The sequence below is a fragment of the Phaeovibrio sulfidiphilus genome (genome assembly GCF_014861485.1).
GTDB classification, from domain to species: domain Bacteria; phylum Pseudomonadota; class Alphaproteobacteria; order Rhodospirillales; family Rhodospirillaceae; genus Phaeovibrio; species Phaeovibrio sulfidiphilus.
Window position 1 is genome coordinate 173,627 of record NZ_JACZHT010000003.1, and the last position, 15,020, is coordinate 188,646.

The 15,020-nt window shown below is 67.9% G+C and carries 10 protein-coding genes; 9 read left to right on the forward strand and 1 reads right to left on the reverse strand.

Annotated features, from left to right (window positions below; translation table 11 throughout):
- Window positions 1–9: 9 nt before the first annotated feature.
- The 7 genes from IHV25_RS05605 to IHV25_RS05635 all read left to right on the forward strand — a co-directional run bounded on the left by IHV25_RS05605 (window position 10) and on the right by IHV25_RS05635 (window position 8,184).
- Complete coding sequence (locus IHV25_RS05605) at window positions 10–696, forward strand: HAD-IA family hydrolase (protein WP_192534126.1); 687 nt, start codon at window positions 10–12, stop codon at window positions 694–696.
- Window positions 693–1,499 (forward strand): ATP12 family chaperone protein, encoded by an 807-nt coding sequence (locus tag IHV25_RS05610; protein WP_192534127.1) that lies wholly within the window; start codon window positions 693–695, stop codon window positions 1,497–1,499. The genes IHV25_RS05605 and IHV25_RS05610 overlap by 4 nt, the downstream gene beginning before the upstream one ends.
- Window positions 1,496–1,888 (forward strand): cytidine deaminase family protein, encoded by a 393-nt coding sequence (locus IHV25_RS05615; protein ID WP_192534128.1) that lies wholly within the window; start codon window positions 1,496–1,498, stop codon window positions 1,886–1,888. Before IHV25_RS05610 ends, IHV25_RS05615 begins: the two co-directional genes overlap by 4 nt.
- Window positions 1,889–2,266: 378 nt before the next feature.
- The gene (locus IHV25_RS05620; protein WP_192534129.1) at window positions 2,267–3,640 is read left to right on the forward strand and encodes a Coenzyme F420 hydrogenase/dehydrogenase, beta subunit C-terminal domain; all 1,374 of its coding nucleotides are present in this window, start codon (window positions 2,267–2,269) and stop codon (window positions 3,638–3,640) included.
- Window positions 3,641–3,648: 8 nt separating this feature from the next.
- A complete protein-coding gene (gene aat / locus IHV25_RS05625) occupies window positions 3,649–4,404 on the forward strand; it encodes a leucyl/phenylalanyl-tRNA--protein transferase (RefSeq protein ID WP_338048589.1) in 756 nt (251 codons plus the stop codon).
- A 649-nt stretch (window positions 4,405–5,053) separates the two neighbouring features.
- Window positions 5,054–6,961 (forward strand): NAD(P)-binding protein, encoded by a 1,908-nt coding sequence (locus IHV25_RS05630; protein WP_192534130.1) that lies wholly within the window; start codon window positions 5,054–5,056, stop codon window positions 6,959–6,961.
- Window positions 6,958–8,184 (forward strand): c-type cytochrome, encoded by a 1,227-nt coding sequence (locus tag IHV25_RS05635; protein ID WP_192534131.1) that lies wholly within the window; start codon window positions 6,958–6,960, stop codon window positions 8,182–8,184. The genes IHV25_RS05630 and IHV25_RS05635 overlap by 4 nt, the downstream gene beginning before the upstream one ends.
- Window positions 8,185–8,619: 435 nt before the next feature.
- Here IHV25_RS05635 and IHV25_RS05640 read toward each other — a convergent pair whose 3' ends face one another.
- The gene (locus tag IHV25_RS05640) at window positions 8,620–9,897 is read right to left on the reverse strand and encodes an OmpP1/FadL family transporter (RefSeq protein ID WP_192534132.1); all 1,278 of its coding nucleotides are present in this window, start codon (window positions 9,895–9,897) and stop codon (window positions 8,620–8,622) included.
- Window positions 9,898–10,827: 930 nt separating this feature from the next.
- On the opposite strand from IHV25_RS05640, the gene IHV25_RS05645 reads away from it, so the two are divergent.
- Both IHV25_RS05645 and IHV25_RS05650 read left to right on the forward strand, forming a co-directional pair.
- Complete coding sequence (locus IHV25_RS05645; protein WP_338048590.1) at window positions 10,828–12,258, forward strand: leucyl aminopeptidase family protein; 1,431 nt, start codon at window positions 10,828–10,830, stop codon at window positions 12,256–12,258.
- A complete protein-coding gene (locus tag IHV25_RS05650) occupies window positions 12,255–13,775 on the forward strand; it encodes a cobyric acid synthase (RefSeq protein ID WP_192534134.1) in 1,521 nt (506 codons plus the stop codon). Before IHV25_RS05645 ends, IHV25_RS05650 begins: the two co-directional genes overlap by 4 nt.
- The last annotated feature ends 1,245 nt before the right edge of the window (window positions 13,776–15,020 follow it).

Below are 15,020 nucleotides of genomic sequence, written 5' to 3' on the forward strand. Positions count from 1 at the left end.
ACAAAGACTATGGCGCTTGAACTCGTCGTCTGGGACGTGGACGGAACCCTTGTGGATTCCCGTCAGTTCATTCTCGACACCATGACGGAGTCGTTCCGCCGCTGCGAGCTGGAGGTTCCCTCCATCGACCGCATCAGCGCGATCATCGGCCTGTCCCTGACCGAGGGTATCGAACACCTCCTCCCCGAGCCCCAGAAGGCCCGGGCCCGGGAGGTGACCGATGTCTACCGGGATATCTACTTCACCACCCGGGCGCGCCCGGACTTCCAGGAAGACCTCTTTGCCGGCATGGCCAAGATCCTGGACGACCTGGAGAAGCGGGAAATCCCCATGGCCATCGCCACCGGCAAATCCCGCCGGGGGGTGGAGGCGTTCCTCAAGCGCTTCGACCTTGAGGGGCGGTTCGTCTCGGTCTGCACGCCGGACGACGGCCCCGGCAAGCCCAACCCCTGGATGATCCGCGAGGCCCTGGACGTGGTCGGCGCCGATCCCGCCCGCAGCGTCATGATCGGCGATGCGGTCTACGACATGCAGATGGCCGTCAGCGCCGGGGTGGTCGGCATCGGGGTCAGCTGGGGCAACCAGCCCCCCGAGGCCCTGAAGAGCGCCGGCGCCTATGTCGTGGCGGGCAATGCGGCGGGCCTGGAGTCCCTTCTGGACATGTGCCCCTGGGAAGGACGGTACGTGGCGAAATGAGAAAGGAACTCAGCACCCCCATCCCCGTTCCCACGTCCTCGAAGGTGGACAAGCCGCTCTCGAGCCTGACCCGCAAGCGCTTCTACAAGACCGTGGGCACGAACCCGAACCCCGCCGGAGGCCATGACATCCTCCTGGACGGGCGGACCGTGCGCACACCGGGTCGCGAGCGCCTGAGCGCCCCCGGCCCCGCCCTTGCGGCGGCCGTGGCCCGGGAGTGGGACGCCCAGGGCGAGCACATCGCCCCCGAGACCATGCCCCTGACCACCCTTCTGAACACCGCCATCGACCGGATTGCCCCGGCCCGGGACGCGGTGATCTCGGCCCTTCTCGAGTACGGCAACTCGGACCTGGTCTGCTACCGGGCGGAGGCGCCGGAGGATCTGGTCTTGCGCCAGCACCGGGCCTGGCAGCCCCTTCTGGACGACCTGGCCGGGCAGGAGGGCGTGGCCCTGAAAACCACCACCGGCATCCTGCCCGTGGACCAGCCCGCCGAGGCCCTTGCCGGGCTGCGCACGGTTCTGGAGCGCCTCAGCCTTCTGGACCTGACCGCGGTCCAGGCCCTGACCGCAACCCTGGGCTCGCTTGTGATTGCCCTGGCCCTCCACCGGGGCCGGCTGGATCCGGCCGAAGCCTTCCTGGCCAGCCAGATCGACGAGCTGTACCAGGAGGAAAAATGGGGCGCGGACCACGAGGCCCTGGAGCGCCGCAAGGCCCTGGAGGCCGATGTGGCCGCAGCCGCGGACTTCCTGCGTCTGGCGGCGGCAGATCAGGCCGGCCCGGAACGCCGGACCGGGTCATGACACCGGAGGCCCTGATCGCCGAGGCCCGCGCCCTGGCCGGAGCCTTTCCTCTCAGCGGCTTCAAGCACAACGTGGCCGCCAATGTGGGCTGCGCCCTTGTCACCGACAGCGGCGCGCTTCACACCGGGGTGGACCTGGTTCTGGCCTGCGGCATCGGCTTCTGCGCGGAGCACTCGGCCATCGCCTCCATGCTGAAGACCCGGGAAACCCGGGTGGACCTGATTGTTGCGGTCTCGGACCGCGGAACGGTGCTGCCGCCCTGCGGACGCTGCCGCGAGTTGCTCGCCCAGGTGGACGTGCAGAACGTCGCCAACACCCGGATCCTTGTGTCCGAAACCGAGATCAAGACCCTGTGCGACCTGCTGCCGGACCACTGGGTGGACCGCTGAGCGCCTTCCCGCTCCGTCCACGTGGCCCGGCCCCGGGCGGGTGGCCCTGCGCCTGTCCGTCGCTCGAGACACGCCGCCTGCGCCCGCGTGCCCGTCCCCGCCTGCCCGTCCCCACCTGCCCGCGTCCTTCGTCCGCCAGCCTGCACGGCCCCGCCTATGCCTTCGTGAGTCCGCCCATCTCTGTGTCTGCCCACTCCTGCATCCGGCCCCCTTGAGTTTGCCTGCCCCAATCCGCCTGACCGCCCGCCCATCTCTGCATCTGGCCGCCTGTCTGTCCCCAAGCCCGATGCGGGCCCGCCCATCCCCGACCGGCCTTGCCCGCTCCGTCCCCGACCGGGCCTGTGTCCTGAACGCTCCTGCTGGAAAGAGAGTTTCACCATGACTGTCCCCGGCGCCACCCCTGCGACCGCCTCCACCGCGACCTCTCCGACCGCGCCCTGCGCGTCCCCCGCCGCTGCCGCTACCGCCGCACCCCAGCGCACCTTGTGCACCGACTGCGGCGTGTCCCGCCTGCCGGACAGCCGGGCCTGCGGCGTAGCCTGCCAGTTCATCCGGCCCGACTACGAGGCCCTGGAGCGCTCGGTGCACGGACGCACCCGGAACCCGGACGCAAACCCGGACGAGCTGTTCTTCGGCGTTTTCCAGGCCATGCACCGGGCTGCGCTGACATCGCCGCGGCCGGGCGCCCAGTGGACGGGCATCACCACCCGCATTGCCGAGCGCCTTCTGGAGACCGGAACCGTCGAGGCGGTGGTTGCCATCGCCCCGGATGCGGACGACATCTGGAAGCCAAGAGCCGCCCTGGTCACCGCCGCCGCCGACATGGCCGCCTGCCGGGGCATGCGCATGGGCTATGCGCCCCTCGTGGAGCAGCTTGCCGAGGCCAAAGCCCGCGGCCTGAAGCGGGTGGCCTTCATCGGCGTGCCCTGCCAGGTCCATCCGGTGCGCGCCCTCGAGGACCATTTCGGGTTCGAGAAGCTGTACGTGATCGGCATTCCGTGCTCGGACAACACCACCACGGAGAACTTCCACACCTTCCTTGGCCTTCTGACCGACCGGCCCGAAACCGTCACCTACCTGGAGTTCTACCCGGACTACCACGTGGAAATGCGCTTCCAGGGCGGAAAGAAGAAACGCATCCCCTTCCTGATGCTGCCCCTGTCCACCCTGCCGACGGACTTCTTCCCCCTCACCTGCCGGGCCTGCGTGGACTACCCCAACACCCTTGCGGACATCACCGTGGGCTACATGGGCGGAGAGGGCGAGCAGTGGCTCGTGGTGCGCAACGCGAGGGGCCAGGAGCTTCTGGACCTGCTGGGGGATGAGGTCCGCCTGAGCCGCCCCGGCGACAAGGGCAAGCGGGCAACGGCCGTGAAGGGCTTCCTGGACAACGTGGAGCGCGCGGCCGGCGGGCTTCCCCTGCGGCGCATGCCCTCGTTCCTGCGCCCCATCGTGGCCTGGCTGATGCCGAAGACCGGCCCCCGCGGCCTGGAGTTCGCCCGCACCCGGGTGGAGATGAAAGCCCTGGAGGCCATCGTCAACCTGCGCCGCTTCCAGCCCGCCCGGGTCAAGTCCATGGTGCCGGCCCACGTCTGGAAACAGGCCGAGCCCTACGGCCTCGTGCCCCGACCCGGGGAGCGTCCCGGCGAGCGTCCCGCCGGGCGTGCCGGAGAACGGCACGCGGGAGAGCCGCACCCCGCTGAGCGCGCCGCCGGGCGCACGGCCGGGCAGGACCAGCCCCCCCTGTCCTGAGGCCCCCCATGATGACCCGCCAGCCCCTAGAACTGACCCCGGAACTGATCCTCTACGCCTACAGCAGGGGCGTCTTCCCCATGGCGCGCTCGAAAACCGACGCCGAGGTGGTCTGGGTGGATCCGATCGAGCGGGGCATCATCCCCCTGAACCGCTTCTCCCCCTCCCGGTCCCTGCGCCGGACCCTTCGGAAGGACGTGTTCCGGGTTACCGTTGACAGCGCCTTCGAGGCGGTGATCGACGCCTGCGCCGAGCTGACGCCGGACAACCCCACCCGCAACGAGACCTGGATCAACCCGGGAATCCGCGATGTGTTTGTGGAGCTTCACCGGCTGGGGTTCGCCCACTCGGTGGAGTGCTTCCAGGGCGACCGGCTGGTGGGCGGCCTCTACGGCCTGGCCATGGGCGGCGCCTTCTTCGGGGAAAGCATGTTCTCGCGCGTCACCGATGCCTCGAAGGTGGCCCTGTGCCACCTGATTGCGCGCATGATCAAGGGCGGCTTCATCCTTCTGGACACCCAGTTCACCACGGAACACCTGATCTCCATGGGCGCGCGGGAGATCCCCCGGGCCTCCTACCACAGGCTCCTGGACGAGGCCCTGAGACTGACGGAGCCGGTCCTGCCCTACTTCCTGACCACCGGGGAACTGCTCACGCTCCTGTCCGGGCCGGGAACGGCGGCACCCGGGGCCGGGCGGAATGCACCCGGGGCCGGGCGGAATGCACCCGGGGCCACGCGGGACGCACCCGGGAAGCCGCGCTGAGCCTGGCGGTGTGGCTGCTCCACCAGCCCCCTTCCCCGCGCCATCCCCCTTCCCCGCGTCACCCCCCTTCCCCACCGAACTCCTCCCGCCCGCCGCAACTCGCCCAAAGGTAGCGATCCGGACCCCCGTCATGACGGCCGGAGGCACAGGGTGGACCACGGTCCCGGGCGCCGTCCGCCCGTCCGTCCCGACCCCGGTCACAACCGCCCCAGTGCAATCATAACGGGCCAAAAACGATCAAAACCCGCACAGGAAACCGCCCCGGAACACCCCTGGCGGGCAGTTCGGCGCGACTCGGCCAGGAGCGTCACACACGCTCCCTCTGCCCCGTGACCGGGCCGACAACCCCGGCGGAGGCCAGAGCCTGCCTTGGGTTCGGAGCGACGGGACGCGGGGTGCGAAGCCTCCGGATCCCCCCTGCCGACCCGGCCCCGGCCGGAAATGGCGGCAAGGCACAGTCCGGGGCCGTAAATCGGGTCAGCGCGCGGGCGCCTGGCGCCGCAGCCCCTCCGACACACCAAAAAAAATGTGCTTCCCGAGCCCCCGTTCCCCGCGCAAATACTTGACCAATCCGTTAAATTTTTTAATAGTTGTAACCTGATGCGACTTGAGATTGTACACCCCAGCCTTACACCCAAGGACAATCGGCATGGATATCACCCGTAGAGATTTTCTGAACGGCGTTGCACTGGCCATCGTCGCCGGCGCAGCGCCTGTCACACTCCTGCGCGCCCGAGCGGAAACGGCGGCAGGCCCGGTTTACTACCCCCCGGCCCTCACAGGACTTCGGGGCAGCCACCCCGGATCCTTTGAAAGCGCCCACGCCCTTGCCCGGGCCGGCAAGGAATTCAACGCGGCCTCACTGCCCGTCGAGGAGACCTACGACCTTGTGATCGTGGGGGCGGGTATCAGTGGGCTCGCCGCCGCCTGGTTCTACCGCCAGCACGCGGGAGCGGACAAACGCGTCCTGCTTCTGGACAACCACGATGACTTCGGCGGACACGCCAAGCGCAACGAGTTCACCACCCCCGACGGCATGATCCTTGGCTACGGCGGAAGTGAGTCGCTCCAGTCCCCGAATACGGCCTGGAGCAAGGTTGCCCTTCGACTCCTGGACGACCTGGGTGTGTCGGTGGACCGGCTGGGTGACGCCTTCGACACCAATTTCTACCACGGGCTGGGCCTGAGCCGCGGCGTCTTCTTCGACCGGGAGAACTTCGGGGAAAACCGCATCGTGACCGGCGACCCCAGCTCCATCGTTGACGACGACCTGACCAAGGACAAGCTGAACGGCCGGACCTACGCCGAGTTCATCTCCGACTTCCCCATGCCCGAGGAGGACCGCAAGGCCCTGATCACCCTGCACACGGGCAACGTGGACTACCTCGAGGGCATGAGCATCGAGGAGAAGACCGAATATCTGGCCTCCCACTCCTACCTGCAGTTCCTGCGGGACAAGGCCGGCCTGTCGCCCCTCGCGGCCAAGTACTTCCAGCAGCGGAGCAACGACTTCCAGGCCGTGGGCATCGACGCCCTGTCCTGCGAGGACGCCCGCCTGTGCGCCCTGCCCGGCTTCCAGGGCCTGGGCATCCCCCTGAGCGCCGAGGACCAGGCCGAGCTGGAGGAGCCCTACATCCACCACTTCCCGGACGGCAACGCGAGCCTGGCCCGGCTTCTGGTGCGCAAGCTCATTCCGGAGGTCGCCCCGGGCTCGGGCATGGATGACGTGGTCCTGGCCAAGTTCGACTACAGCACCCTGGACCGGGAGAACGCCCCCGTCCGCCTGCGCCTGAACGCCATCGGCCTGCACGTGGACAACACCGCGGACGGCAACGCCGAGGTGATCTACATCCACAAGAACACCACCATGCGGAAGGTGAAGGCCGCCAAGGTCATCATGGCGGGCTACAACATGATGATCCCGTCCATCGTCCCCTCCCTGCCCGAGAAGCAGCGCGAGGCCCTTCTGCGCAACGTGAAGGCCCCCCTTGTCTACACCAAGGTGGCCATCCGGAACTGGCAGGCCTTCATGAAGGTCGGCGCCCACTACTTCTACTGTCCGGCCGCGCCGTTCTGCGTGGTCAAGCTGGACTACCCGGTCAACATGGGCGGCTACAAGCACTCGGCCTCGCCCGACCACGCCATTGGCCTGCACATGATCCACGTGCCCACCATGCCCGGAAGCGGCCTGTCGCCCCGGGAGCAGGCCCGGATGGGCCGGGGCATCCTGCTGGCCAAGCCGTTCTCGGAATACGAGGAGATGGTGCGCTCCCAGCTTCACGACATGTTCGGCCCCGCCGGGTTCGACCACGAGCGCGACATCCTGGCCATCACGGTCAACCGCTGGCCCCACGGCTACGCCTACGCCGAGAGCTCCCTGTGGGACGACAGCGCGCTCAGCGAGAGCACCATCGCCCTTGCGCGCCAACCCCACGGCAACATCCACATCGCCAACTCCGACGCGGCCTGGAGCCCCTACGCCCACTCCGCAATCGACGAGGGCTGGCGCGCCGTGGAGGAAATCATTACCGGTTCGACGGGAGGGTCAGACGAATGAAAGCGAAAATCCTTACGCTTGCCGTAGCCGCCCTGTGCGTCGCGCCGCTGGCCGCCGGAGCCCAGAACAGCGACGCCGGTGCCAAAGACCGGGAAGCCGGGCTGACCCACACGAAGGCCGAGCGGGAATACCTCGCGCGTCTCGGGGACTGTGTCGCCTGCCACACCTCGGATCCGAACAAGCCGTTCGCCGGGGGCACGAGCTTCCACACCCCCATCGGCATCATGTACGCCACCAACATCACGCCGGATCCGACCTACGGCATCGGCACCTACACCCTGGAGGAGTTCACCCGGGCCGTTCGCGACGGCGTCCGCAAGGACGGCGGGCGCCTGTATCCGGCCATGCCGTACCCCTCGTACACCAAGATCAGTGACGACGACATCCGCGGGCTCTACGAGTACTTCATGAACGACGTGGCGCCCCTCGCCGTGGAGAACAAGAAGAACGAGATCCCCTGGCTGATCAGCATGCGCTGGCCCCTGGGCATCTGGAACACGGTGTTCAATGACCCGGGCCGGTACACACCCGACGCCACCAAAAGCGAGGAGTGGAACCGGGGCGCCTACCTGGTCCAGAGCCTTGGACACTGCGGCACCTGCCACACCCCCCGCGGACTGGTCTTCGCGGAAAAGGGGCTGGACGAGAAGAGCAAGGACTTCCTCGGCGGTGCGGTCTTCGAGGGCTGGTACTCAGTCCCCCTCACCGGGCCGACCGGCTTCACCCCCGAGCAACTGAAGGCGGACCTGCGGCAGGGTTTGAGCGCCCACAACGCCATCAGCGGCCCCATGTCCCTGGTGGTCACGAACAGCACCCAGCACCTGACCGAAAAGGACATGGACTCGATCGTCACCTACCTGATGTCCCTCCAGACACCGGCACCGGCCGAGACGACCGTCGCCCGGGGCGCCCGGGACTACGCCGAGTACTGCGCCATGTGTCACGGGCCGCAGGGCAAGGGCATCCCCTTCGTGGTCCCGGCGCTTGCCGGAAACCGCCTGGTGGTCGCCGAGGATCCGGCCACCACCATCAAGATCGTGGCCTACGGGGGCAAGTCTCCGGCCACAGAGGCGCGGGTTCCCCTCACAATGCCTGCCTATCGCTCCGAGATGTCGGACGAGCAGCTTGCCGGCATCCTGACCTTCCTGCGGCAGTCCTGGGGGAACCAGGCCTCTCCGGTCACGATCAAGCAGGTGCGAAAGAGCCTGGTCGAGGGCTACTAGGCCGGATGCCTGAACAGGGGGTCTGAACAGATCCACTGAACAGAGCGACTGAACAAGGGGATTGAACTGTTGGGGGGGGTGTCCGAAAGGGCGCCCCCCTTTGCTGTCGGGAGGGGGCAGACAGGGGCCGGGCCCGGGGACCACTGTGGGGACGGAACAGGGAGACAAACAGGGCTGCAAAACGCCGGGAGGCAGCGCAGAGCCTCCGCCCGCACAGTGCGACCCACGGACGTGCCCCCGGGCCCACGCGGAGCCCGCACACGCGCCCCACGGCCATACCCCCGACACTTCTCCGCGCCCCACACCACCTCCCCGACACCTCTGCAAGACTTTCCCCCAAGCCCCCGGCCGGCCCTCACACACGAAAACAGCCGCCGGAGGGTCCGGCGGCTGTTCCCGTTGAGGCTCCCGGACCGCAGGACGGCCCCGGAGAGATCAGAAGCGGTAGCTGAGGGACAGCCCCACGATGTGGGTGTAGCCGTCAAGGGTCTTGGAGTTCATAACACCCGTGGACGGGTCCGCCCGGTAAGACCGGGAGAACGGATCGACGTAGGAGTAGGACAGGTCCGCGGTCCAGTTCTCGTAGCGGAAACCGGCGCCGATGCCCCAGATGTTCCGTCCGTCCGACGGGATCAGGTAGTCCTGGGTCGAGTTCGGCATGGGGGACTGGTCGTAGATGTAGCTGGCCCGCAGGCTCATCCAGTCGCACACATCGTATTCGGCGCTGACGTTGAACCGCCAGACGTCCTTCCAGTCCTTGCGGGACGGCGCCAGACCGCCCGGAACATACGGGCTGCCCGGAATGCTGATATCAAGGGCGTTGAACTTGCTCCAGCGGGTCCAGACGGCGCCGGTCTCGAAGGACAGATCACTGCGCGGGGTCCAGGCCAGACCGAACGCAACCGAGTCCGGCAGCTTCACCGAGGAGTGGGCAGAGCCGTGGTGATCCGGCAGCTTCCCCGCGCCCTTGTCCGACATCCGGATGGTGCCAAAGGCGTTGACCCGCACCTGGGAGCGGTACTGGGCCCCGAAGGCCCACTCGTCATTGAACTGGTAGTGGCCGGCCACGTTGAAGCCCCAGCCGATGTCATTCGCATCGGTGATCTTGGAGTCAAGGTCGGTCCTGTACTTGCCCCCGAACGCGGACACCGGAACGCGGCGCCGGATATCAAGGTTCACCCACAGGGCCTCCACGCCGGCGGCAAGGGAGAGCTTGTCCGTCGCCTTCCACGCAATATTCGGGTTCACCGAGGCGGACTGGAGAACAACGCTGGTGATGTTGTAGCGGCCGGGCCAGTCCTGGGGATACTCGAAGCCCAGACCAAAGCGGGAGAACATCCCGAAACCGAAATACCAGTCCTCGTTGATCTGCTGCGAGATATAACCATGCGGCATAAGCCAGTAGGAGTCCTTGAGGCTGGTGTTCTGGCGGTTCCCCTTGGAATCGATGGTTCGCATCTTGCCGCCCGGGTTCACCACCGCCGCTCCCGTCATGATCTGTGTCCCGGGAAGACGGGTGATCTGGGAGGGGTTGTAGGCAATGGCCGAGGCATCGGGCTTGCGCGCCATCATGCCGCCACCCAGCGCCAGACCCCTTGCACCGTATTCATAAAGCGCGAAACCCTCGGCCCTCGCGTCGGGGACGGCCCCGAACAGACTGGCGACGGCAACGCCCCCGGCAACAAGCGCGAGCTTTTTTGTCCGCTTTCCCATTGACCATATCCTCCGGCATTTCTTGTCCCGGAACCGGCAGACGAACACGAGAAAAAAGACCGTCACCAGCCGGGGGGGAGTTGTTTCAGGATGTTACAAACTAGAACGCCTGACCTCTAGACCAAAAAAAAACTTATGACAACGGCTTAAAATAGGGCAGCAAAGCACCTCATGGTAGAAAAAATGAGGACAGTCACCCCCAAATCATGGGGGCAGCGCTGCGGGTGAGAATCGCCCTCAAACATAAACCGGCCTTCTGTTACCGCTTTTCCATTACAAATCAGACAGTTGATTCTGTTGGCATCGCGCCCCGGCTCCTGCGCGGATCCGGACGACCCTGCCGCGCACAAGGGCGAAAAAGAAGGGATTTTTTCCAGGATCCCGAAGCGACTCGCACAAAAAATGCGTGAAAAAAATCAACCATGCGGCGAAACGAGAGCAAATTATTCGCCAGGGCAGACTGGCCCGGGAATTTTCCGGTCTCGAATCCGGAAAAAACGCCCGCCGGCGAAAGGGCGGGCACGACGGGAGGCGGGGACACGGCGGGACACCGCGACAAGGCGGGACACCCCGGCACAGCGGGACACCCTGCGACACAGCTTGAGACCGTGAGCCGCGCCGGACAGCCCTGCCCGCTGCTGTTTCTCACTCCGGGAGCCCGCGTCAGAGGGCGCATGACCACAGACGGGGGCAACGGCCCGGCCTCGGTCCGCGCGCGCAGTGCGAGGGAAGCAGGAGGGCGCACAGGGGGCCCCGCCGCCGCCGGTGTTGCCCCGCCGCCCGTGTTGCGGCGCCAGGCGTCCCCCCCTTATGTTCACCTCGAGGGGGTTCCCCGTTATGATAGGGTCTTCCGCCGTCGTTTCCGCATGCGCCACCCGCGTGCGCCCACCCACGGGAGTCCATCCGGAACGCCCTACAGGAGAACCGTCCGTGAAAGAGAGTCTTGTTCTGGCCCCGGAGCCCGGGTCGCCCCCACCCGTGACGATCCGCCTTCTCGACAACGTCACGTTCCTGCGCTCGCTCACGATGGCCGGGCCCTTTGCCACCAACTGGTTCGATACCTACGGGTTCCGGGCCCATCATGGTGAGGTGGCCAAAATGCCCTCGGAGGACGGAACCCTCCGGGAGGTCGTCGTGGGCCAGGGACGGGACGGCGGGGATCCCTCGGTCATGGCTCACGCGGCCCGAAGCCTGCGCTCCGGCCTCTACCAGCTGGACACCCAGGGCTTCTCGCCGGAGTTCCTGGAAAGCGCTGTGCTCTTCTGGGCCATGGAGTGCTACCGCTTCGATCGCTACAAGGTGCCGGACAGGCGCTCCCTTCCCTGGCAGCCGCCCCGTCTTGTGATTCCGGAGGGCGTGGACACGTCCTTCTGCCTTGCCCTGTGTGACGCCATCCGCCTGGTGCGGGATCTGGTCAACACCCCGGCCGAGGACATGGGCCCCGCCGAGCTGGCGGACACCGCGCTCGGCCTGGCCCGCCTTTTCGACGCCAGCGTGACCGTGGTGGAGGGCGACGCCCTCCTCGAGCAGAACTATCCGCTTATCCACGCCGTCGGCCGGGCCAGCTCCCGCGCGCCGCGCCTGATCGACCTGCGCTGGGGCGAGCCGGACCATCCGGCCGTCACCCTTGTGGGCAAGGGGGTGTGCTTTGATACCGGCGGGCTCGACATCAAGCCGTCCTCCAACATGCTTCTGATGAAAAAGGACATGGGCGGCGCGGCCCACGCTCTCGGCCTTGCGAGCCTCATCATGCGCATGAGGCTGCCGGTCCGGCTGCGCGTCCTGATTGGGGCCGCCGACAACGCCATTTCCGGGAACGCCCTGCGCCCGGGTGACGTGATCCGCTCGCGCAAGGGCCCCTTTGTGGAGATCGGCAACACGGACGCCGAGGGGCGCCTTGTCCTTGCGGACCTGCTGTGCGCCGCCTGCGAGGAGCCCCCCCGCCTGCTTCTGGATTTTGCCACCCTGACCGGCGCGGCCCGGGTTGCCCTGGGGCCCGACCTTCCGGCCCTGTTCTCCAACGGCGACGCCCTTGCGGACATCCTGGTGCGTGCCGGCCGGGACACCCACGATCCCCTGTGGCGCCTGCCCCTGTGGCCCGGCTACCGGTCCATGCTGGACAGCCCGGTTGCGGACCTGACCAACTCTCCGGACAGCGGCTTCGCCGGTGCCATTGCCGCCGCCCTGTTCCTGAAGGAGTTCGTTGATCCCCTGGTGCCCTGGGCCCACGTGGACCTGTTCGCCTGGCAGCCCAAGTCCGCTCCCGGGCACCCGAGGGGGGGCAAGGCCCAGACCCTGCGCCCGGCGTGGGAGGCGATCCGCGCCCTGTCGGAAAACCCGGAGATCTTCGCCGAATCATGAGCACCACCGGAACAACCCGCTTTCTGATGCTCCAGGGCACGGCCTCGGACGTGGGAAAAAGCCTTCTTGTCACCGGCCTGTGCCGGGCCTGGACCCGCAGGGGCCTTCGGGTGCGCCCGTTCAAGGCCCAGAACATCACCGGCAATGTGGCGGTGACGCCGGAGTCCGATGTGCCCGGGCAGACGGGGGAAATCGGCCGGGCCCAGGCGCTTCAGGCCCGGGCGTGCCGTGTTTCCCCCTCGGTTCACATGAACCCGGTTGTGCTGCGGCCCCGGGCGGGGGCGGGCTCGCTGGTGGTGGCCCGCGGGCAGCCCCTGGGCTGGTACCGGGCGCGGGACTACGGCGCCTTGCGCCCGCGGCTCATGCCCCTGGTTCTGGACAGCCTGGAGACCCTCGGGTGCGACGCGGACCTGGTGGTCGTCGAGGGCGCCGGAAGCCCGGTGGAGACCTATCTCAAGGACTCGGACATTGTGAACATGGCTCTGGCCACCGCCGCGGACCTGCCGGTCCTGATGGTGGGGGATGTGGACCCGGGCGGCGCCATTGCCGCCCTTGTGGGCACCCACGCCCTTCTGGAGCCTCACGAGCGCGAGCGGGTCAGGGGCTACCTGGTCAACAAGATGCGCGGGGACTTCTCCCTGTTCGAGCCCGCCTGCCGGACCATCACCGAGCGCACGGGGTGGCCGTGTGCGGGCCTTGCGGGCTGGTTTGACCGGGCCCGCGCCCTTCCCGCCGAGGACAGCCTGAGCCTGGAGCGCCCGGCGACCGGATCCGACGACGGCACCGTGCCGGTTTCGGTTCTCCGCTTTCCCAATGTGGCCAATTTCGACGATCTGGACCCCCTGGCCCTGGATCCGGCCCTGAACGTGCACTGGGTCCGGGGGAGCGAGCCCATCCCGCAAGACTCCCGGGTGGTGATCCTGCCCGGCTCGGGCTCCTCCCGCGCGGATCTGGAGTTCCTGCACGCCCGCGGCTGGCATCACGACCTGCACGCCCACGTGCGCCACGGGGGCCATGTGCTGGGACTCGGCGCGGGCTTTCGCATGCTGGGGCATGTGATCCGGGATCCGGAGGGGCTGGAGGGCCCGCCGGGGGACACGCCGGGGCTCGGACTTCTGGACATGGACACCTGCCTGGTCGGGGGGACGACGGCAACCACCCTGGAGGGGCGGGACACCCGCTTCGGCGTACCGGTCTCGGGCTACCGGACGGACCGGGCCGTTGTCAGCGGGGCGGACCTGTCGCGCCCCTTCCTGACCCTGGCCCTGCCGGACGGCACCGTACACCGGGAAGGCGCTGTGTCCGCCTGCGGACGGGTGGGCGGAAGCGACCTTCACGGCCTGCTGGCCTCGGACGGCTTTCGGGCCTCCTGGCTGAAAAGCGTGACCGGCCACGCCGGGGCACTGGAGGGCTTCGAGGCCCGGATCGAGGCCACCCTGGACGCCCTCGCGGATCACCTGGAAAGCACCCTCGACCTGGACGCCCTGCTAGCGCTCTCGGCCTCGGCCCGGTTCTGAGCGTGCCGGCATGGCTTCCGGCCGCCGGGCGGGAGGCAGCAGACGACAGAGTGCTGATGCGAACTGCGGACGTCCGAGCACAACGGGCGGCGAAGGGGTGCGGACCACCGGAAACGGCGACGGGCGGTGCCCGACGGGCAGCGGACCTGCTTCCGGCGACAGACTTGCGGCGGGCGGCAAAGGGCGGCACGGGGCAGCACGCCTCCGGCCCAGGAGAACACAGAACACAAAAGAGAACATTTGTGGTTGACATGAGAACGTAGCAGGAATACCGTAAGGGCATGGGGCCATTGCCCCGCCCTTCCGAACCGCTTCCTGTGTCGTGTTTATTCTGCAGGGGAAACCTCCCATGCCCGTGGCCCCAAAAACTCGAAAAGAACAAAAATCGAATGAAATGGGGTCTCCCGCCACGCCACAGGCGATGCGGGCAGGCCGGGCACGACTTCCGCACACACAGGCAGGCTCCCGCTGTCACACGGGCCGGGAAACCAGCACCGGACGCCGGGCTGGAGGCATACCGCCCCTCTCTCCCGGAGAAATCCCCTGTGCGGACCCGGACCCTGCCCCGGGCGTCACCATCCGGGCACCCTCCACCCTTCGCACCCGGGGCACCGCCCCGGAGTACAGGAGCGTCTCCGTCTGCCCCGAAGTGCGGGCGGGAGGAAACCGCCCAAAGACCGGGCTGCCGGGATGGAACCGGGGTCCGGCAGGAGGACAGGAAAGAACGCAAAACACGGATACTCTCTGGGGCGGAAGGCTCCCCGGCTCCGGCAGGGATGGCAGGGCCCGCCCCGCGGGGGCGGGAGGAGGCGCCCGGCCAAGAACGAAAGGAGCCCTCCGGCCACACCTTCGGAAACCCGAGGCATCCGCTCGCCCCGAAGCCTGCCGGGCGCAGGACGACCGGTCTCCCGGCAAAAGCCTGCTGGCCATCAGGGCGACCGGTCTCCCAACAAAACGTGTGCGGATCCGCGCCCTGTTCTGCCGGGAAGCAGCCTCTCCATCCGGCCCGAGCCCATACCTGCCCGAGCCCATACCTCTGCCTGTGCCTGACCACGCCTCTGTAACCCTCTGACCAGGCCCCCGCCCGGGGCGCACGGACGCCCGGCCAGGGGACCAACACCCCGGGAGCAGGCCCCACTGCGATGGCAGCGCCCCCGGTGGAAAACGCCCCAGGCCACCCTCATCCCCGGCCCGCACCCACGGGGGGCTGCGGGAACAGGAGCGCAGACCCCGAACCGGCTGTTC

Excerpts from the sequence above, each read along its gene's own strand:
- IHV25_RS05605 (WP_192534126.1), top strand. The coding sequence starts at position 10 with ATGGCGCTTGAACTCGTCGTCTGGGACGTGGACGGAACCCTTGTGGAT.
- IHV25_RS05650 (WP_192534134.1), top strand. The coding sequence starts at position 12,255 with ATGAGCACCACCGGAACAACCCGCTTTCTGATGCTCCAGGGCACGGCC.
- IHV25_RS05615 (WP_192534128.1), top strand. The coding sequence starts at position 1,496 with ATGACACCGGAGGCCCTGATCGCCGAGGCCCGCGCCCTGGCCGGAGCC.
- IHV25_RS05610 (WP_192534127.1), top strand. The coding sequence starts at position 693 with ATGAGAAAGGAACTCAGCACCCCCATCCCCGTTCCCACGTCCTCGAAG.
- aat (WP_338048589.1), top strand. The coding sequence starts at position 3,649 with ATGATGACCCGCCAGCCCCTAGAACTGACCCCGGAACTGATCCTCTAC.
- IHV25_RS05630 (WP_192534130.1), top strand. The coding sequence starts at position 5,054 with ATGGATATCACCCGTAGAGATTTTCTGAACGGCGTTGCACTGGCCATC.
- IHV25_RS05640 (WP_192534132.1), bottom strand. The coding sequence starts at position 9,897 with ATGGGAAAGCGGACAAAAAAGCTCGCGCTTGTTGCCGGGGGCGTTGCC.
- IHV25_RS05620 (WP_192534129.1), top strand. The coding sequence starts at position 2,267 with ATGACTGTCCCCGGCGCCACCCCTGCGACCGCCTCCACCGCGACCTCT.
- IHV25_RS05635 (WP_192534131.1), top strand. The coding sequence starts at position 6,958 with ATGAAAGCGAAAATCCTTACGCTTGCCGTAGCCGCCCTGTGCGTCGCG.